This is a genomic window from Methanosarcina sp. DH2 (assembly GCF_020804225.1).
Lineage (GTDB): Archaea > Halobacteriota > Methanosarcinia > Methanosarcinales > Methanosarcinaceae > Methanosarcina.
Genome location: NZ_WJBI01000001.1, coordinates 247,773 through 267,517, shown reverse-complemented (window position 1 = coordinate 267,517; position 19,745 = coordinate 247,773). Strand labels below are relative to the sequence as shown.

The window sequence follows — 19,745 nt, the reverse complement described above, 5'->3', positions numbered from 1 at the left end:
AGATAATTCATACATTCTGATCGCAACTGAAGATAGTTTTGACTATGCCGCAGATAGGGTAATAACCTGCTTCATTTTCTGAATTTTTAGACCTATATTAATTTTCTGTAAAGTTTTGGACTTAAAAGTAATTCTGTTGAGAGCATACCAGGTCGCGTAAGGTTATTATAGTACTGACCATTCCAGTCCTCCTGTAATAAGTGTCAGATATCAGGGATTCCCTCTGGAGAAACAAAAGAGCAAATTTTTTTAATATGCTTGAAGTCCTGATTCTTTACCTTTATAAAAATATATATCATGAATAATTATTATTAATCCGTACAATAAACTTTATAATGTAAACCTATATAATATTAGAAAGTATCAGGCAAAAACGTCCCCGGGGAGAGCAACCCCGGGATGAAAATTACGGTGGAATGTCAATACGAATTACAGAACTAAACCTAGCATCTCATATACAGAGGATAATTTCGAAAGTTTCGCTTTAAGCGAGGCAGGAGCTGGAAAGCCAGAACTCTCTGCCAGGACTGAGAAACTGTTTTCAGCTTTTCTATTAGTTGCCGGATTACGGTTTGAGGAGTGAATACATTGCTCGAAGTCTTAATGTACGGTGCAATTGCCGCCCTTATATCCGGAACTGTCCTCCCTCTCCTGTACCGCAGTAAAAACACAAGAAAGGCTTCCTTTGGCCTTTCTCTCATCTCATCAGTCCTGCTTCTGGGATTTGCAGGTGCAATCCTCTACACTGGAAAAGAGCCTGTATTTCCAGCCATAAGATATCTTCCTGGACTGGACTTTACCCTTGCTGCAGACCGGTTAGCAGCCGGATTTATCCTGTTAATTGCAGCAGTTGTTCCCGGAGTTTCAATATATTCAATCGAATATGTGGAACATGCTAAAAGCGAAGCCAGGAAAAACCTGCAGGCAGCCCTGACAAATCTCTTCATCCTTGCCATGCTTATGGTTGTACTTGCAGGCAATATGGTAGGCTTCCTGATTTTCTGGGAAATAATGTCCCTTTCTTCGCTCCTGCTTGTGCTTCATGATTATTCTTCTGAGGAAAATAAGAAAGCCGGCTTTTTCTACTTTGTGATGACAAACATCAGCACGGCTTTTCTCTTCCTGGGCTTCATAATCCTCTTCAGGCTGACAGGCTCTGCCGAATTCGGACCTCTTGAATACTCTGCAAGTGAGCTGGCTCTCCCTTTCCTCTTTCTTTTTATTGGCTTCGGGGTCAAGGCAGGGCTTGTTCCTTTCCACAAGTGGCTGCCCTATGCTCACCCTGCAGCTCCATCAAGTGTCTCGGCACTGATGTCCGGAGTCATGCTGAAGGTTGCAGTCTACGGCTTCCTGCGTTTCCTTCTCTCTGTTTCCACGCCTGAACTCTGGTGGGGAGTACTTATCATTACAGCAGGCAGCCTTTCAGCCCTTTTCGGAGTAATTTATGCCCTCAAGGAAAACGACATAAAAAGGCTCCTTGCCTACAGCAGCATTGAAAACATAGGAATTATTTTCACAGGAATCGGGCTGTATGTTATATTCAGGGTCGAAGGGCTTGAATCCCTCGCACTGTTAAGCCTTGCTGGATCCTGTTTCCATGCCTTTAACCATGCCCTCTTCAAAAGCCTGCTCTTCCTCTGCGCAGGATCAATAGTCCATGCTACAGGCACACGGAAAATCGAAGCCTTCGGAGGGCTTGTAAAAAGCATGCCTGCAACCTCTGCGCTCTTTATGGTAGGCTCGGTCTCGATTGCAGCCCTGCCGCCAACAAACGGTTTTGCCGGCGAACTCCTGCTCTACCAGGCTTTCTTCCAGTCTTTTGCAGTAACTAACCCTCTGCTCACCGTGTTTCTAATAATTGCCCTCTCAAGCTTTGCCCTTACAGGAGCGCTGGCAGCTGCCCTTTTCGTAAAACTTTTCGGGATTACCTGTCTTGCCATGCCGCGCTCGGAAAAGAGCAGTCTTGCCAAAGAGGTCCCAAAACACATGTTGATAGGGCCCGCAATACCTGCAGCCCTCTGTATACTTGGAGGGCTTTTCTCAAAGCAGCTACTTTCTCTTGCAGGCTGGGAGATTGAGTTTCCGGACCTGCTTTTGCTGGGGCTTCTGCTCGGGTTAATATACGCAGCCCTATTCCTGATAATCCGTTCAAAAGAAACAAGCCCTGCCAGGATTAGCGAGACATGGGGATGCGGAATCCCTACCCTTGCTCCTTACATGGAATACAGCTCTGCAGGCTTTTCCGAACCTCTAGTGATGATCTTTAAAAACATTTACAGGACAAAGATCGTGCACAGGGCTGAGTATTTCGACAGGCAGGAAAGCCTCTTTAGAAACGGAAATGTGGAAATACGCCTACTTCGTTTCTTTGAAGAGTACCTTTACATTCCTCCTGCACGGGCAATCGAGAGCTTTTCAAAATATGTCTCAAAACTGCAGAACGGAAAACTTGATAGTTACGTCCTCTACGCCTTTCTGGCAGTCATTGTATTGATCATAGCAACAGGAGGCTTTGTATGAACATATCGTTCCTGCTCTTTGCCCTCTTAAATCCTCTCTTTGCCCTGCTGGCGGCTCCCCTGTACATGGCCTTGATCCGGAAAGTAAAGGCATACGCCCAGGGAAGAAGGGGTCCGAAGCTCTTTCAGGTTTACTACGATTTAAGAAAACTGATGCAAAAGGAAGCAGTATATTCCCCTACATCCTCCTGGATAATGCGGTTTACGCCTTACCTGAACCTTTCAACTCTGCTAGTTTGCTCCCTTTTCGTACCTCTTGTCTTTGTACCGGAACCTGCAGGAGGGCTTGGGAACATCATTGTCTTCCTGTACCTTCTGGCGCTTGAAAGGTTCTTTACCGCCCTTGGAGGGCTTGATGCAGGAAGCGCTTTCGGAGGCATGGGTAGTTCAAGGTCAATGAGCCTTGCAGCTGTAATTGAACCTACAATGGTAATTTCTTTTGCAGCTCTTGCCTTTGTCCTGAAAAGCCTGAACCTGCACCAGATGTTCGCACTTACTGCAGGCACGGTACTTCCTATCAGTCCTACCCTTGTCCTGGTCTCGATCTCTCTCTTCATTATTCTAATAGTGGAAACCGGCAGGCTCCCTGTAGACAACCCGGCGACACATCTCGAACTTACTATGATTAATGAGGCAATGATCCTTGAACAGACAGGAAAGAACCTTGCTCTGCTCGAACTTGCCCACGCCCTTAAACAGTTCCTGCTGATGGGGATATTGATTAACACAATCCTTCCGGTAGGGCTCAGTACCGAGATAGATGCCGGAAAAATTGCGGTTTCAGCTCTTCTCTTCCTCCTGAAGGCAGGGCTGCTCGCAATAATAATCGGGCTCTTTGAATCAGCCCTTGCAAAGATGAGGCTCTTCAGGCTTCCTGCATTTTATGTGATGGCATTTTTCTTTTCAGCCCTTACCATCCTTATCGAGGTGTTTGCATGATTGACCCTCTCTTCCTTGAAGGAATAATAAAGATCCTTTTCGTTTTTGTCCTTATCAGCGCAGGGCTGATCATCTCAACCCGTAACCTGAGTTCGGTCCTCACCACATATACAATCCAGTCTTTTCTGCTGGCTGCAGTTTCATTTCTCCTCTACCTGATAGACGGAAAAAGTCAGCTTCTGCTGCTGGCAGGCCTGACCCTGGCAAGTAAAGTGATTCTGATTCCTTACTTTATCTCCAGAATAGAAGAGAAAATTAAAATCGGAAGAGACCTTCACTTTGCATATCTTGAGCCAACGCCCTCTCTTTTGCTGAGCATAGGCCTTATCCTTCTCTCTTACACCTTTCTTTCAAAGGTCTTCGAAGGCCTGCCTCTAACGAAACTATTCTTCTTCGGGGCTGTAATAGGGCTTTCCCTGACCCTGATGGGCATGCTTGTGATGTTCAGCAGAAAAAAGGTCGTCACAAAAGCGCTTGGCTACCTCAGTATGGAAAACGGAGTCCTGATGTTCGGCCTCTTTGTGACCGAGCTTCCCTTTATCATCGAAGTCCTGATTATAATCGATCTTGTCATCCTGGTTATGCTGACCACTATTCTGGCTGTAGGGATGGATTCGAGCATTGAGGAGTACAGGCAGAAGTTCCGAAAACTGCAGGTCTGGACAGGAGTTGAATCCCAGTGATCCGGTACTACCTGTTAATAATGGGGATATTCCTGGCACTCGGTCTTATTCCAAAGTCTCACAGGCTCATGAATGCGCTTGCCGCAGGAAACGGAATGTTGCACCTTATTATGAGCTGCGTCGCCCTGCTCACTTTTGACCTGCCTGGAAGGCTCGGAGAATCTCTCTATCTGGATCACCTTAATCTTTACGTGGAACTGATAACGGCGCTGGGATTCTCTGCTGCAGCCTTCTATGCAAAAGGGTATACTGACAGCCTTATGGAAGCCGGAGAACTTGACCCCAAGAACCTGAAGACCTTCTATCTTGCCTTCAATCTCCTGCTTGTCACAGCCACTGTTGCGCTCTTCTCAGATAACCTGGCACTCTTCTGGATATTTGCAGAACTTACAACGGTCTGCGCTGCCATGCTTGTTGCAATTCTCTCGGCAAGGGAAAATATCGATGCCGCCTTAAAGTACGTCTTCATAGTCTCCGGAGCCATGCTCTTTGCTTTCCTGGGGCTGATTTTCCTCTTCACCCTCTCGGAACAGACCCTCGGAGAGGGCACCCTCAACTGGACAGAACTGGCAGTTCATGCTTCCGAGTTTTCTCCTGCCCTTCTCCTTGCAAGCTTCACATTCATGTTCATAGGCTTCGGGGCAAAAGCAGGGGTAGCTCCTTTCCACACCTGGCTCCCGGACGCCTATGCGAGGGCACCTTCGGTAAGTGCAATTCTTTCGGGTCTAATGCAGAACCTGGGAATCTATGGCATTATCAGGATGTATGCCCTGCTCAGAGAGAGCAGTGCAGCCCCACAGGCATCTTCTATCCTGATTGCAGCAGGGGTTTTTTCAATTGCTCTTGCTTCATTCAGCATGCTCCAGCAGAGGAATTTAAAGAGGTTGATCGCTTTTTCAAGTGTCGAGCACATGGGCCTTCTCCTCATAGGAATAGGGATAGGAACTCCTCTTGCCCTTTTCTGGACTCTTTTTTACATGCTCGTCCATGTCCTGGTAAAGGAAACCCTGCTGTTTTCCGCAGGCATCCTGCACAGGCAATACAGAAGCAACATGCGTGAAGATATGAAGGATGTCTTTAAACTCCAGCCCAGGGCAGCCTGGGGCCTGATCCTTGGGAGCATTGCAATCGTAGGAATGCCACCTTTTCCCCTCTTTCCGGCAAAATTTTTCATCCTGCTGGAAAGCGCGGCAATTTCTCCCTACCTGACCCTTATAGTGCTGCTAACGCTCATCCTTGCAGCTGCGTCCTTTGCAAACTTCCTGTTGAAAGCCTTCTCAAAAGTGACTGTAGAGGAGGAAGAGAACGAAGAAGAGGACCACAGGCAAATAACCAGGACTCTTGCAGGAACAGGAGAAATTGAACTGGAAAACGTCATCGTGAAAGCAGGTCGTGAAAAAGACAGACTTCCGGGACAATATATGGTAAGAAATGGAATGAGGGTTCCAGCAATTTTCATGCTGGCTCTTGCCCTTGCCCTTGGCTTTTATTTCCCGGATTCATTGAGGGATCTGCTTAATGCGATAATTCTTGAACTCGGGTATGTTTAAGGGAGGGGCAGTGCATATGGATATTAAAATAAATAAGGATGCAACGGATTTGCTTTCAATGGTTTCGAGCATAGCAGGAGAGGAGCCCGAACTGCTCAATGCCCGTGAAAACGAGATATACCTGAAGGTTTCGGAAACCGGGTTTAAGGATATCTCTCCTTCGCTTGCGGAAAGAAAGTTCAGCCTGATAGGGCTCTTCTGCGCAGAAGACTTTGAGAAAAAGGAGGGTTTTACCCTCTTTTATGTTTTCAAACAGGCAGGCCGGGCACCTGCCCTTGTACTTGTCCGGGAGGCAGTGAGAGGAAAAAAGGTTACCTCAGTTGCAGAAATATTCCCATCAGCCTCCTGGTTTGAGAGGGAAGTAAGGGACGGATTCGGGCTTGATTTTACAGGTGCATTTGATACCAGAAGGCTCTTTTTGCACGAGTGCTATCCTGAAGGCTTCCATCCCCTGCAAAAGGCTTTCAAAAACGGGCCGATCCGTCCGACTGAAACATCTGGCAGGGAATACAAATTCAGGCAAGTCAAAGGTGAGGGTGTATACCAGATCCCTGTAGGGCCTGTGCATGCCGGAATAATTGAGCCCGGGCATTTCAGGTTCAGTGTTATAGGAGAGCCTATATTCAGCCTGGAAATCCGGCTTTTTTATAAGCACAGGGGAATAGAGAAACTGGTTGAAGGAAAAAAACCCTCAGAATGTGTCGCTCTTGCTGAAGCCGTGAGCGGAGACGAGAGTATGGCAAATGCAACAGGGTTCTGTATGGCAGTGGAACAGGTTTGCGGAATAAACATACCTGAAAGGGCAGAACGTCTGCGGGCAATAATGCTTGAGCTCGAACGCACCTATTCCCTGCTGGGAGACCTTGCCGGAATGGCTGTAGATGTGGGTTTCGCTCTTGTGGCAAGCCCTTTCTTTATGCTAAGAGAAGAAGTGCTCAGGCAAAACGAAAAACTGACAGGGTCAAGGTTCCTGCGCGGAATGACCATTCCCGGAGGATTGAAAAAAGATGTCCCGGATTCCCTTCTGAAAGACCTTCCTGCCTTCCTTGAGAAGTTTTCCAGGGCATTCGAGTCTGCTTATGACAGGGCAATTTCTTCATCTTCACTGATCGACAGGTTTGCGACTACAGGCATAATAAAAAAGGAACTTGTATCTCCGCTTAACCTTACAGGCCCTCTTGCAAGGGCTTCAGGCTATCCTGCCGACACACGGCTTGACAGGCCCTATGGAGCTTACAGGGACTTTGCTCCGGAACCTTCGGTAAGAAAAAGAGGAGATGTCCTTTCCCGTTTTGAGGTGAAAGCTGATGAGATCCGTGCATCTGCAGGCCTGATCCTGCGCCTCGCAGAAAACTTTCAACAGGGCCCCGTATTTGCTGAAAGCGCAGAATATGATGGATACGCCGGGCAGAGTTCAGGAGAAATCAGCGGCTCTGGCGCCACAGGATACTCTCTTGCCCTCGTAGAAGCTCCAAGGGGACAGAACCTGCACTGGATCTATCTGAAAAACGGGCTTGTTGACCGCTATAAAATAAGAACCGCATCTTTCTGTAACTGGCAGGCTATAGAACATGCAGTTATAGGGAATATTGTTCCTGATTTCCCCCTGATAAACAAAAGCCTTAACCTTTCATATGCAGGAACTGACCTTTGAACTCGGAGAACTAAAGAAACATATTGAGGTATGATTATGGTAAACCCTCTTTCCCTCTTCCTCCGCCCGAAAGTTACGGAGACCTTTGAATTCCGGGATGAAGAATTGGAAGCCCTTGGAGCAGAAATAAAAAAAGAGATCCCGAAAGTTTTCGGGCACAGCCTTGCCATCCGCGAACTGGACTCAGGCAGTGACAACTCCACAGAGATTGAGATCTCAAACCTCGGAAACCCTCATTATGATGTTGAAAGATTCGGAATCTCTTTCGTAGCATCCCCGAGGCATGCTGATGTCCTCCTTGTTACAGGAGCAGTCACCCTGAACATGGCTGAAGCAGTGAAAAAAACCTATGAAGCCATGCCCTCCCCAAAGTTTGTAGTAGCAGTAGGAGACGATGCCTGTGACGGCGGGATCTTTAAAGGTTCTTACGCCGTACTGGGTGGGGTTGATAAAATCCTGCCCGTGGATCTGAAAATTCCCGGGAACCCGCCATCTCCGAAAGAAATCCTGCAAGGGATTTTTGCCCTTGTCAAGAAAGCCAGAAATTAACCAGAGAATTCCTTCTGCCCCAGGCAGGAGGTTTTTTTCCTTTTATCCAAAATTACCTATCTTTGCTCCAGTCCTGTTTCCTGAAGAGACTTTATCTGCCGGGACAGGCTTGTTATCCAGTACTTACTATATCTGCACCGATATTTTTTAAATACCTGAAAGATATTCAGAATAGTAGGCTCTCGACGTAGCTGATTTTCGTGAAATCCGTGAGAATAAATTTCCTCTGAGGCAGTGATAGCGGTGGATCAGGGAGATTTACATGAGATCTGATTTTTATTGCAGTATCGTATCTTAATATTTCTTACAGGACTGCTTTTAAAGGCGCAGGAGCATCCCTATTAAAAATAAAAAGTACAATGCAGAGTTAAGCGGCCGGATAAGGCTAAATATCTTTGCTATAAAAAAAATTAGCACTAAAAATATCAATTATGTACTGACTGCGGGCGAGAAGGTTTAAAACGAGAAATAAGCAAAAGATGGAACCCGAAAAGCGAGAAGAAGATTTAAAAAGACCATATTTGGAAATCCGGATAAAAAGTAAAGGAAAATGAGTTAAAAGATCCATTAAAAACAGAAAGGAAATTGGGTAAAAAAGGAAGGGAAAGGAGCTTAACTTTAAGAAAGTAAGTAATTTTTGGAAAAAAATATAAGCAATCAACGGAAAAGTAGCGCATGAGTGTTGCACTAAGTCCCCTTTACGGTTTTCTCCTGGGAGAAAGAAAGGACTTTTGCCAATAAAAGTTGCTTCCTGAAAAGGAATGAAGGAGAAACCCCTCCGTCATACTTAAGAAGCTTCTAGGGGAGATGGAATAAAATGAAAATATCACTTATTGACCTGGCGTTCCTATCTGAAAAAAGGAAAGACGTATTGCTCCTTCTGGAAGAAGGGCCCAAGACAGGCGACGAAATAAAAACAGCCCTTAACGTGAATTCGACTTCAATTATGCCCCAGATAAAGAAGTTAAAGGAAGGGCGCCTGATAGTACAGGATGACAGAAATACCTACAGGCTCTCGGATATGGGAGAAATAGTTGTCGAGAAGATGGAGCCTCTTCTGGATACGGTTAGAGTTTTTGAGGAAAACTATGATTACTGGATTAACCATGATTTTACCGCAATCCCTGAACACCTTCTTAACAGGATAGACGAACTCGGAAATTACTTCATGCTTGAGGCCGACCTTAACCGGCTTTTTGAAGTCCCTGAAGACTTCAAAAATAACCTGCTCGAGTCAAAACATATAAAAATGTTTCTTTCATACTTCAATCCTCTCCATATTGAAATATACTCCGAGCTCGTAAGAAAAGGAGCGGAGATGTGCCTTATCCTGACAGAGCCGGTCTTTGATAGAATGAAAAAAGACTATTTTGAAGACCTGAAGACTCTCGTGGAATCAAAAAATACGACAATCTACATCTGTGATAGGAACGTAACCCTTAAAGACGTCGTAACAGAACGTTTCTGTTCACTTGTACTCTTTGATAAAAAAGGAAAGTTTGACCATCAGCGGTTGATGAGCTTTGATGAAAGTGCACTTAAATGGTGTGAAGAGCTTTTTCTATATTATAAAGATACATCCAGACTCCTGGAGACAATATAATTGTCCACAGAATATTATCCTTTAAAATAGAAGCAGCATCTGTTCGAAACATAAGACTGAAGCCGGAACTAGACGAAAAATCAAATCGGGACTGAAAACTGGATTGGGAAAAACATCTCGGCTCGAAACAAAAAATGTCTTTCCGGCTACAATAATCTGTCAACCTCAGTTTACTTCTGTCAACGTTAGTTTACTTTTCCTGAGATTCTCCACTTTCCGGGTTTTAAATCAAATCTCTGGACTACAAATACCATCTCAGGCTGCAAACATCTAATCAAATTGTTTTTATGGCATCTTTTGATAACCTATCAGCTTTTTGATGACTTTTAATGTCTGTAGTTTAGACTACATTTTCAAGTTGTGGTTTATCTTTCTTCGTTTTATTCTCCCAAATATTTATCAATAAGGGACCTGAACCTGTGGATATCTATGGGTTTTGAGATATAATCCACGCATCCCATTTCGATAAAATGTTCTTCACTTCCCTTCATAGCATGGGCTGTGACAGCTATAACAGGAATATCTGCAGTCGCAGGGTTCTTTTTTATCCTGTCCAGAACCTCAAGCCCGTCCATTTTAGGAAGCTGCATATCGAGGAGGATAATATCGAACTTTTTCTCAGCAAGGCGTTCAAGAGCCTTTATCCCGTCCTCGGCTTCGGTTACACTATGTCCGTAAAACTCCAGGAGGTCCAGGATCAGTTCCATATTCATGGGGTTATCTTCGACAATAAGAATTTCTTTCATCATCACGCCTCTTCAGCATAGCTAATTGTTTTATCCTATTAATTAATTCTTTTCTTCCGAAAGTACCCTTCTTCATAATAGAAATAAGACGTCCCTTAAGTTCACCGTTCAGTTCTTCAATATTCTTCTCAGTAAATTCTCCTGCAGTGCATACAATTAAAGGAATATCTTTTGTTTGTTCAGCATTCCTCAGGCGGGAAATTACTTCAAATCCGCTTATTTCCGGCATTAGCAGGTCGAGGATAAGGATATCTGGTTGCTGTTCGGAAAAGAGCCTGTCCAGACCCTCCTGCCCATTATAAGCTTTTATCACCTCAAAACCTTCAGGTTCAATCATTGAACTCAACAATTCCACTGCATTCTCATCGTCGTCAATGATAAGGATTCTTGGCTCTTCGAACCTGAACTTACCTGTGATTTCTCTTAAGGAGTCCAGCAGTTCGACTCTTTTTACGGGCTTCGTAAAAGAATAAGCTGCCCCAAGGGCAATTCCCAGCTCGTTATTATCTGTCACGGAAATAATGAGTACGGGAATGCGGGCTGTGTCAGGGTCACTCTTCAGCTGTCTCAGGACATGCCAGCCATTAATATCAGGAAGAAAAACATCGAGAGTAATAACATCGGGTTTCAGTTTCTTTGCAACGTTCAAAACATCTTTTCCTCGATATAAAGAGGCTGTACTGTATCCCTCTTCCTTGAGAATAACTGAAATCAGTTCATTGGAATTTCTGTCATCATCAACCACAAGAACAAGATTCTGCGCTTCAATAATTTTTTCAGGAAGGCGGATTTCAGGAAGCTCAATTTCATCCTGCAGTTCTTCTGCATACTCTTTCACGGAAAGGGCAGCCGCTTTACTCATTTCAAACTCTATCATTACATCATCAAGGTCGTTAGTATCGGCTTTTCGGGCTTCAGACGGTCTGGTAAGGGGGACGGTGAACGTAAAAATACTGCCTTTTTCAAGTTCGCTTTCAACCCAGATATCTCCCTGGTGTAGATTTACAATTTTCTTCACGAGGGCGAGCCCGAGCCCTGTCCCACAGTACTCCCTTGCAGATGACGCGTCGATCTGAGTAAAGGGCTGGAACAGTTTTTTCTGGTCTTCAGAAGAAATACCTATCCCCGTATCCGTTACTGAAAAAATAGCCCGCTTTCCGCTTTTTTTGCAGTGGACAGATACCATGCCTCCTTCCGGAGTGAACTTAATTGCATTGCTAACAAGATTATAAAGGATCTGGATAAGGCGGCTTCTGTCGGCTTGAAGGTCTGTACAATCCGGTTCTACCTTAAAGCCTATTTTAAGAGATTTTACCTGGGCAAGAGGAGAAAGAGTAGCCTTTACCTCTTCGAAAATCGAGCCAACAGAAAACTCACTGTAATGTAGCTCCATTTTTCCGGCTTCTACTTTTGAGAGGTCAAGAATATCGTTTATAAGTCCAAGAAGATGTTTTCCGCTGACAGAGATGTTATTAACGTACTTCAGCTGTTTTCCATTAAGTTCCCCAAAAACTCTCTCAAGCAGGATATCCGAAAAACCGATGATGGAATTCAGAGGTGTCCGCAGTTCATGGCTCATATTGGCGAGGAACTCACTCTTTGTACAGCTAGCAGCCTCAGCTTCCAGTTTTGCCTGAAGGAGCTTTTCTTCGGAACGTTTGTGTGATGTAATATCGAGCCCTGTTTGCAGGATACCGGTTGCTTTCCCATCTTCATCCTTTATCAGATTTGCACAGATCATCCAGACTTTTCCATCCGGAGTAACTAACTCCCCTAACTCCTCGTTTCCGGACTCAAGCACCTTTCGTGCGAGAGACTTTCCAGAAACAGCATCGGACATTAGAGAGAACTCCTCATATTTCTGCCCAATAATGTTTTCAAGCTTAAGACCGGCATGGTTCAGAGAAGCTCTGTTTGCCCAGACTATTTTCAGCTCAAGGTCCATAAAGATTACAAGCTCGTTGAGAGAATCGAGAATTACCTTTTTCTCATGTTCCTGAGCTTTAAACGTATCAGAATTTATTCTCAGACGATCAAGCATCTGATTTATTCCTTCAGTTAACCTTGAAAGCTCATCATCCCCATCCATAATACAATGAGCCGAGTAATCTTCATCTTTTCCTACTTTCTCTACAAAATTGTCAATAGCAACAATTCGGGATACGACTTCCCTGTCAAGAAGGAATTTACAGCCTGCTCCGACTATGAGTCCTGAAAACAGGAGGAAGATTACGATATACCTGAGAGACTTTCTGCCTTCGATGTAGATGCTCCTGTCAGCATCCGTCCAAACCATAACAGTCGGATTTCCATTAATGTCTTCGTGGATAAAATAACCTGCTAACCTGTCCCCATCTACCGTATGTGTGTAACTCTCGTTTCTATTTTCTAAAAAGGCTTGCTGGAAATCAGGAGGTACGTTATCTGGACTGTAGAGCAGAACCGGATTTCCAGTAATTTTCTGAACTGACTCAACAAAACCGGCGTCCAGATTCTTCCCCAGGATAATTGTTCCTATCATTTCCCTGTTGTCTGATGCAGCAGATACGGGTCGGCAGGAAAAAATTGCAGGTTCTTTGTTCAGCAAGAGCATCCCATTTAAATGACTCGTTCCCTCCTTGCAGAGAAGACTTCTATCACTGATTTTCTGATCGATATCGGAAATTATTGAGGCATTGGAAGCATTACTGGCATTTATTGAATCCGAAACCTGGGAGTATATTATGTCCCCGGAGCTATTGACAAAAAAAATGAAGTCGCATCCGCTCAGGGTAAAAAGATCGGTAAGTAGAGTCCCGCCAAGGTCTTCCGGGTTCTCGCTTAGCATAAAAGCCCTGATATCTTCCCTTAAAGAAAGGGCAGAATTTGTCTCATCCAGCTGTACAATCTGGAAATCAATTACGTTATGTACACTTTCCACATTGCTGATCGCCTCTCTTTCCTCAAGGTCGGAAAAACTCGAGTAGAGGATATTCTGAGATGCAAAAATGACAACCGAAGTAAGAAGGGCAAAAATTATGTAGATAATAACAAAAATTTTTTTGCTCACATTCATATTCTGAACTCTGGGGGGGTTGAAACTGATTAGGAGGTTTATACACTAATTACAACAGGCAGGCTTAAGTTTGTTTATATATAAACACATTCTACATACATAGTATAAAAGTTTATCCAGAAGCAACATTTAATAGGATAAATAAGACTCTATTATCCAGAAAAGGCAATTAAAAAGTATATTACAGAAAATATCTTAATGAGAGTCAAAAAACAGAACTTGCCAAAGTTTTACCTGCTACATAATTTACCTTCATAATCTCAGAAATTATACGTCAGCCTTCTCTTCCAGCCTGTTCTTTTTCTTCCAACCCATTATTAAAGCTGCACTTTCAGCTAGTTTTGGGTTCACCGTAATTTATCTTCGAACCAGTAGTCGGATCACCATTTAAAGGATCACCATTTAAAGGATCACCATTTAAAGGATCACCATTTAAAGGATCACCATTTAAAGGATCACCATTTAAAGGATCACCATTTAAAGGATCACCATTTAAAGGATCACCATTTAAAGGATCACCATTTAAAGGATCACCATTTAAAGAATCTAGCCGCCCAGTTCACATTTTTTCTCAGGAGATATTTCCTCAGTTCATCAACCCCGAGGAGGAAAACTGCAAAAGGAACGGCGAGCAGCATATACTTTAGATCAATGGGTGCTGTATTAAATATCAGATTAGCAAAAGGATTCCAGATAATGATGGCAAGAATGAGTAACTCACTTGCAATTCCCAGAAGAACGACGCGGTTGCTGAATAAGCCCATTGAGAAGACAGACTGGAACCGGGTTCTTGAAGCAAACACATTGGCGATCTGGCAGATGACCACGGCTGAGAAGAAAGCGGTTACTGCCTGCATATAAAGAGGATTGGTGTTTGCAAGCTGCTCTCCGAAAGCCCAGCCTCCTTCAGAAAGTACGGCAAAATAACAGAAGAAGCCTGCAGCAGCCTGTATTGGCCCTTTTACTCCGTAGGCTGTCAAAAGTACCTGAGAGGTTAATAACTTTTCATCCCTTGGCCTGGGAGGCCTCTTCATAATATCTCCCTCTCCCCTTTCCACTCCCAGAGCAATAGCAGGAAGGATATCAGTTCCAAGGTCAATAGCCAGTATAAGCTGGACAGGCATAGGGAGGGGAATAGAAAGGAGAACAAAAGCTATGAATGGCAGGATCTCGGGGATATTGCTTGTAAGTATGTAAACAATAAACTTTTTTATATTATCAAAGACAGTTCTGCCTTCTTCCACAGCATTTACTATCGTAGCAAAATTGTCATCCAGCAATACCATATCTGCAGCGTCACGTGCCACATCCGTGCCGCTGCCCATAGCGACCCCCATGTCGGCATTCTTGATAGCGGGAGCATCATTAACCCCATCTCCTGTCATGGTAACAATCTCTCCTTCTGCCTGGAAGAGCTGTACAATTTTCAACTTTTGTACAGGAGAGGTTCGGGCAAAAACAATGCTCGGGTTTTTAAGCCGTGAAGAGAGCTCTGTGCGGGAGAGAGATTTCAGCTCGTCTCCGGTAATAATCTCAGGTTTCCCTGGACCTGCAAGTCCTACATCCCTGGCAATTGATTCTGCGGTAACCGGATGGTCACCTGTGATCATGACAACCTTGATCCCGGCTGCGTGGCATTTTGCAATAGCTTCCCTGGCTTCAGGGCGCGGAGGGTCTACAATCCCGATGAAACCCAGGAAAATAAAATCTCCGGTATACTCTTTCTGCTCTTCCGCCTGCCTGAACGCAAGGGCAATTACCCGTTCTCCCTTCTCTGCCAGCCTGAGGTGCCTGTCCAGAAGTTCTTTTTGCTCTGTTTCGTCAAGTTTTCGGATCTCTCCGGACTCCATGACTGACCCGCACATCTCCACAACCACTTCAGGAGCGCCCTTAAGATATACCTCAAGTTTGCCTTCGGGACTTTGGCAGACTACTTCCATGCGCCGAGTAAGGGAATCGAAAGGAAATTCCTCCAGCCTCGGATACTCTTGCTGGAGTTTTTTTACATCTACGAAACCGTTTGCAAAAACAAGAAGCGCCCCTTCTGTCGGGTCGCCAGTGTATCCTGGAGGCGCTTCATAAAGTTTTGCGTTATTGCACAGCCCTGCAACCCTTATGAAAACTTGAGGAACTTTTTCTGGATTCCACCCGGGATTTCCTGTTACAGGAAATCCTTTTACGCCGGAGTCAGCGACTTCCTCAGAGCCAGTAATCTTATCTTTAAGACCTTTTTTTGTACTTTCTTTTACATCCTGTCCCGTAAAACCTTCTTGAGGGATGGAAGGTTTTTCAGACTCCAGACTCTCAAACCCTATGATAAGAGAATTTACTGCCATCCTGTTCTGAGTCAGGGTCCCGGTTTTGTCCGTACAGATCACAGTAGTCGAGCCGAGAGTTTCTACAGACTCAAGCTGCTTTATAAGGGCATTCCGGGATGCCATCCTTCTTGATGCAAGGCTGAGGGCAAGTGTAACTGTGGGCAAAAGCCCTTCGGGAACATTGGCAACAATGATTCCTATGGCAAAGATAAGGCTTGCAAGAAAAACATCCTGGATAAAAAATGCAAGCAGGAAAAAAGTAATTCCAAGAAAAATCGCAATTGCTGAAATAATCTTTATGAAATGGTTGAGTTCTTTTCGGATAGGGGTATCCACGGATACTGTCTGTTCTGTAAGCGTTGCCAGGCTTCCAATCTGGGTATCCTTTCCGGTTCCGAAAATAACGGCTTTACCGTTCCCGCTCTGTACAAGAGTTCCGGAAAAGACCATGTTCCGGCACTCCAGCAAATTTGAATGAGTACATTCAAGAGAACGCAGCTGCGGTTCCGATTCTCCTGTCAGAGTTGAATTATCTACTTTAAGGGTATTGGTTTCAATCAAACGCCCGTCTGCAGGAACCTTATCTCCCTCTTCGAGAAGTATAACATCCCCTACCACAAGCTCCGAAGCCAGAGAGTCCCTTACCTTTCCGTCCCTCAGGACTTTTGAATGGGGAGGTAGAAGCTGTCGGAAGCTTTCCATGGTCTTTGCAGCCTGGTACTCCTGAACAAATGTGAAAGTCCCGTTAAGGACAACGACCCCGACGAGAGCAATCCCTATATAAAGATTCCCCTGACCAGGATCAAGGTATTCGCCAAGGAAAGATAGAATAGCTCCTACAGTCAGCAGGATGGAGAAAAAGTTTCGGAACTGCCGGATATATCTTTTAAGTATGCTTTCCTTTCCGGCTTCTTCGAGGACATTTGGTCCGCATTCGCGGAGTCTTAGGGTAGCTTCCTGCTCACTTAGCCCGTTTTCTGTTACTTCCAACCTCTGTAGAAACTCAGTAAGGGAAATTAGATGTTCATTGCCCTGTGGAGAGCATAATCTAGTTTTGTTCCCAGCCGATTCCTTTTCCATCGAACCCCTTATAGTTCAATGTGGCACAAGAATAAGAAACTTAACGTTGCGAGTCTACTAATTCTTTAAAACAAGTCCAGAACAGTCAATTACCTGAGGCTGATCTTAATAGAATTTCTACCTGGAATCTCTACCGGCTCCAGATAACCGGATAACCGAGGAAACAAAAGACGGAAACAAAAGACGGAAAACGAAGGCTGAAAAGGCATTTAAGAAGATAAGAAGTCGGATAATGAGGTCAAAATTTATTACTCTATTTATCAAAGAAAAGGTAAAAAAAAATTCCTGGCAATTAGCTTTTATAATTTGTTAACTAAAAAAATATCCGTACCCCGGCTCAATTGAAAGGCTCGAGGATTGTTTTTACTGCCTTTATTCTCGCTCCTGCTCAGGTGAGACAAACAGGGTGATTCAGAAAGCATTATCTGTTCCCATTTATCAGGAAATGTTGCAATTTTTAATATGTTTCGAACTCTGGATACTCTAGTCCGGAGTGTGAAACATTTTGGATTGAAAAGGTCTATATAATATTGTCAAGTAGACAATTGAATTGTAATAAAAATAAATATAATCGGATAAAAGTAAAAAAAAGGTATGACCGATATGAGCGAATTCACACTTAAAACAAGACTTTTAGCTGCCCTTGAAGGCAAGCCCGTTGACAAAGTACCTGTTTGTTCCGTGACCCAGACCGGCATTGTAGAACTCATGGACGAAGTAGGAGCTCCCTGGCCTGAATCCCACACGAACCCTGAACTTATGGCAAAACTGGCACTCGCCAACCACGAGCTCAGCGGACTTGAAGCTGTAAGAGTTCCCTACTGCCTTACCGTCCTTGTCGAAGCCATGGGCTGTGAAATTAACATGGGTACCAAGAACAGGCAGCCCTCTGTTACCGGTCACCCCTACCCTAAAGACCTCGAAGGCGCAGCAATCCCTGCAGACCTCCTGCAGAGAGGCAGAATTCCAGCAGTACTTGAAGCAATCAAGATCATCAGGGAAAAAGTAGGTCCTGACGTGCCAATCATTGGCGGTATGGAAGGCCCTATCACAGTCGCTTCCGACATTATAAGTGTAAAATCCTTCATGAAATGGTCCATCAAAAAAATTGACCTCTTTGAACAGGCTCTGGACCTCGCAACTGAAGCTTCAATTATGTACGCAAACGCAATGGTCGAAGCAGGTGCAGATATTATTGCCATTGCAGACCCTGTCGCCTCTCCTGACCTCATGAGCCCTGACTCCTTCAAGCAGTACCTCCAGTCAAGGCTGCAGAAGTTCTCCTCCAGCGTGAACTCTGTGACCGTCCTCCACATCTGCGGAAATGTGAACGCAATCCTCAGCTACATGGCAGACTGCGGCTTTGAAGGCCTCAGCGTTGAAGAAAAGATCGGCAGCGTTAAGAAGGCAAAGGAAGTTATCGGAACCAGAGCAAGGTTAGTAGGAAACGTTTCCAGCCCCTTCACTCTGCTGCCCGGACCTGTTGACAAGATCAAAGCCGACTCCAAGCAGGCTCTTGCAGACGGCATCGATGTACTCGCACCAGGCTGTGGAATTGCACCCATGACCCCACTCGAGAACATAAAAGCCATGGTCGCAGCAAGAGACGAATTCTACGCCTGAAAAGGCACGAAATTTCTTTATTTTTTACGGGAAAATTCCGGAGCTCTAAAACAATTAGAACTTCGGAATGTTCTGTCCCGATTCACATTTTTTTAACTTTGCCAGGAGGGACCCTCATGATTGAGGATATCCGGAGCATGGCCTTAACAGGCTGTTATCTCAGGAGGCTCTATCCGGGCAAATAGTTCGGTAAAACTCATCTGGACAGCTTATTCATCATAAAACTTATTGAAATTTATTAAAGACAATAAACGCTGAGATACTTAGTTGAATAGTCTTAAACTTTTTTGGAGGAGGTTAAGATATGAGAACAGCAGTTGCAATTGACCTGGGAACCAGCGGTTTCAGGGCCCAGAAAATTGACCTGGAAAGCGGCGAGATTAAGAAAACCGTGATAACTCTCCGGAACCCTCTGCCGGGGGCAAACGTAATGGATCACCTTGACTTTGCAATCCATTACGGGCTTGACAAAGCTCATGGACTCTCGGCAACCGCGGTCAAAAATATCATTGTGGAACTCGGAGTAAAACCCGAAGAGATGGAAAAGTTCTCAATCTGTGGAAACCCTATCCAGCTTTCTATCTTTCAGGGAATTCCCATTGAAGACCTGGCATATGCAGGCGAGCGTAAGAAACAGAAGTATCACATTGAAGAGCAAAATAGAGATGCTCGAATAGTACCCCTGACCGAAATAGAGGGTTTTGAGGAATTTAAGAACTGTAAACTGTTTGTGCCCCCGGCAATAAAGCACGAAGTCGGTGCCGATGCACTTGCACTTATTGTAAAGGCAGGCATGATCGAGAGTAATGAGATTGCGATCGCGACGGACTACGGGACAAATGCCGAAATGGCCCTGAAATCAAACGGGATTATTTACACCGGATCGGCTGCTGCCGGGCCAGCTCTCGAAGGTCAGGAAATTGAATACGGATCCATTGCATCCCCGCATACCATCTGCGATGTCGAATTTGAAGGAGAGAACCTGCGCTGTTACGTTCTGGACAGGGAAATGAAAACAGCCATGGGGGACCTTGTAAACCCTAAGACAGGGGAAATAGTGGAAAAGGGAGACGTCACTGCAAAAGGTATTACGGGTACAGGAGTTATCGCCCTTATCGAAGCCGGGATGAGGAACAAGCTGATAGTCCTGCCAAAAATTCAGACTCCTGAGAAGATCATTCACCTCCAGGACGGAATTAAGTTTACGGAAAAAGACCTTATTGCAGCCGGAAGAGCTATAGGTGCACTCCGAGCAGGGCACATTACGCTCTGTGCAGCTGCAGGCATTGAGATGGAAGACCTCAAGATAGCTCATATGTCAGGAGCTGCCGGGACTTACATGGATGCCTCAAAAGCCCACCACGTAGGGATGAACCAATATAACGCAAACAATGTCTCCCATTAAGGGAACACATCTCTTACGGTT

Annotated in this window: 11 protein-coding genes and 1 pseudogene; 9 read left to right on the top strand and 3 right to left on the bottom strand. The window is 44.8% G+C overall.

The features are described from left to right. Nucleotides 1-579 precede the first annotated feature (579 nt). From FXV91_RS01090 to FXV91_RS01060, 7 genes are all read left to right on the top strand, one after another. On the top strand, nucleotides 580-2,520 hold the full coding sequence (locus FXV91_RS01090; protein WP_229387484.1) for a proton-conducting transporter membrane subunit: 1,941 nt from the start codon (nucleotides 580-582) through the stop codon (nucleotides 2,518-2,520). Beyond that, nucleotides 2,517-3,458 (top strand): respiratory chain complex I subunit 1 family protein, encoded by a 942-nt coding sequence (locus FXV91_RS01085; RefSeq protein ID WP_229387482.1) that lies wholly within the window; start codon nucleotides 2,517-2,519, stop codon nucleotides 3,456-3,458. Before FXV91_RS01090 ends, FXV91_RS01085 begins: the two co-directional genes overlap by 4 nt. Next, the gene (locus tag FXV91_RS01080; protein ID WP_229387480.1) at nucleotides 3,455-4,141 is read left to right on the top strand and encodes a hydrogenase subunit; all 687 of its coding nucleotides are present in this window, start codon (nucleotides 3,455-3,457) and stop codon (nucleotides 4,139-4,141) included. Before FXV91_RS01085 ends, FXV91_RS01080 begins: the two co-directional genes overlap by 4 nt. Further along, nucleotides 4,138-5,691: a proton-conducting transporter membrane subunit gene (locus FXV91_RS01075; protein WP_229387479.1), complete on the top strand. Its 1,554-nt coding sequence runs from the start codon at nucleotides 4,138-4,140 to the stop codon at nucleotides 5,689-5,691. The genes FXV91_RS01080 and FXV91_RS01075 overlap by 4 nt, the downstream gene beginning before the upstream one ends. A gap of 16 nt (nucleotides 5,692-5,707) precedes the next feature. After that, nucleotides 5,708-7,345, top strand: coding sequence for an NADH-quinone oxidoreductase subunit C (locus tag FXV91_RS01070; protein ID WP_229387477.1), 1,638 nt, complete (start codon nucleotides 5,708-5,710; stop codon nucleotides 7,343-7,345). Between the two features lie 36 nt (nucleotides 7,346-7,381). Continuing rightward, entirely contained in the window at nucleotides 7,382-7,894 is a 513-nt protein-coding gene (locus tag FXV91_RS01065) for an NADH-quinone oxidoreductase subunit B family protein (RefSeq protein ID WP_229387475.1), read from the top strand. Nucleotides 7,895-8,711: 817 nt separating this feature from the next. Beyond that, nucleotides 8,712-9,497 carry a winged helix-turn-helix domain-containing protein gene (locus FXV91_RS01060; protein WP_229387473.1) on the top strand — a complete coding sequence of 262 codons (786 nt, stop codon included), beginning with the start codon at nucleotides 8,712-8,714 and terminating at the stop codon, nucleotides 9,495-9,497. A 380-nt stretch (nucleotides 9,498-9,877) separates the two neighbouring features. Here the strand turns inward: FXV91_RS01060 and FXV91_RS01055 are convergent, their stop codons facing one another. The 3 genes from FXV91_RS01055 to FXV91_RS01045 form a co-directional block, all read right to left on the bottom strand. Further along, nucleotides 9,878-10,243: a response regulator gene (locus tag FXV91_RS01055; RefSeq protein WP_275948897.1), complete on the bottom strand. Its 366-nt coding sequence runs from the start codon at nucleotides 10,241-10,243 to the stop codon at nucleotides 9,878-9,880. Further along, a complete protein-coding gene (locus FXV91_RS01050; protein WP_229387469.1) occupies nucleotides 10,215-13,298 on the bottom strand; it encodes a response regulator in 3,084 nt (1,027 codons plus the stop codon). Before FXV91_RS01050 ends, FXV91_RS01055 begins: the two co-directional genes overlap by 29 nt. Nucleotides 13,299-13,828: 530 nt before the next feature. Next, nucleotides 13,829-16,696, bottom strand: a complete 2,868-nt coding sequence (locus FXV91_RS01045) for a cation-transporting P-type ATPase (RefSeq protein ID WP_229387467.1) — start codon at nucleotides 16,694-16,696, stop codon at nucleotides 13,829-13,831. A 603-nt stretch (nucleotides 16,697-17,299) separates the two neighbouring features. Between FXV91_RS01045 and mtaA the strand changes: the two genes are divergently transcribed. Beyond that, on the top strand, nucleotides 17,300-18,319 hold the full coding sequence (gene mtaA / locus FXV91_RS01040) for a methylcobamide:CoM methyltransferase MtaA (RefSeq protein WP_229388557.1): 1,020 nt from the start codon (nucleotides 17,300-17,302) through the stop codon (nucleotides 18,317-18,319). A 304-nt stretch (nucleotides 18,320-18,623) separates the two neighbouring features. Further along, nucleotides 18,624-19,721: pseudogene (locus tag FXV91_RS01035) on the top strand (methylamine methyltransferase corrinoid protein reductive activase); the annotation flags it as partial. Between the last annotated feature and the right edge of the window lie 24 nt (nucleotides 19,722-19,745).

Excerpts from the sequence above, each read along its gene's own strand:
- FXV91_RS01085 (WP_229387482.1), top strand. The coding sequence starts at position 2,517 with ATGAACATATCGTTCCTGCTCTTTGCCCTCTTAAATCCTCTCTTTGCC.
- FXV91_RS01080 (WP_229387480.1), top strand. The coding sequence starts at position 3,455 with ATGATTGACCCTCTCTTCCTTGAAGGAATAATAAAGATCCTTTTCGTT.
- FXV91_RS01070 (WP_229387477.1), top strand. The coding sequence starts at position 5,708 with ATGGATATTAAAATAAATAAGGATGCAACGGATTTGCTTTCAATGGTT.
- FXV91_RS01065 (WP_229387475.1), top strand. The coding sequence starts at position 7,382 with ATGGTAAACCCTCTTTCCCTCTTCCTCCGCCCGAAAGTTACGGAGACC.
- FXV91_RS01060 (WP_229387473.1), top strand. The coding sequence starts at position 8,712 with ATGAAAATATCACTTATTGACCTGGCGTTCCTATCTGAAAAAAGGAAA.
- FXV91_RS01055 (WP_275948897.1), bottom strand. The coding sequence starts at position 10,243 with ATGAAAGAAATTCTTATTGTCGAAGATAACCCCATGAATATGGAACTG.
- FXV91_RS01050 (WP_229387469.1), bottom strand. The coding sequence starts at position 13,298 with ATGAATGTGAGCAAAAAAATTTTTGTTATTATCTACATAATTTTTGCC.
- FXV91_RS01045 (WP_229387467.1), bottom strand. The coding sequence starts at position 16,696 with ATGGAAAAGGAATCGGCTGGGAACAAAACTAGATTATGCTCTCCACAG.
- mtaA (WP_229388557.1), top strand. The coding sequence starts at position 17,300 with ATGAGCGAATTCACACTTAAAACAAGACTTTTAGCTGCCCTTGAAGGC.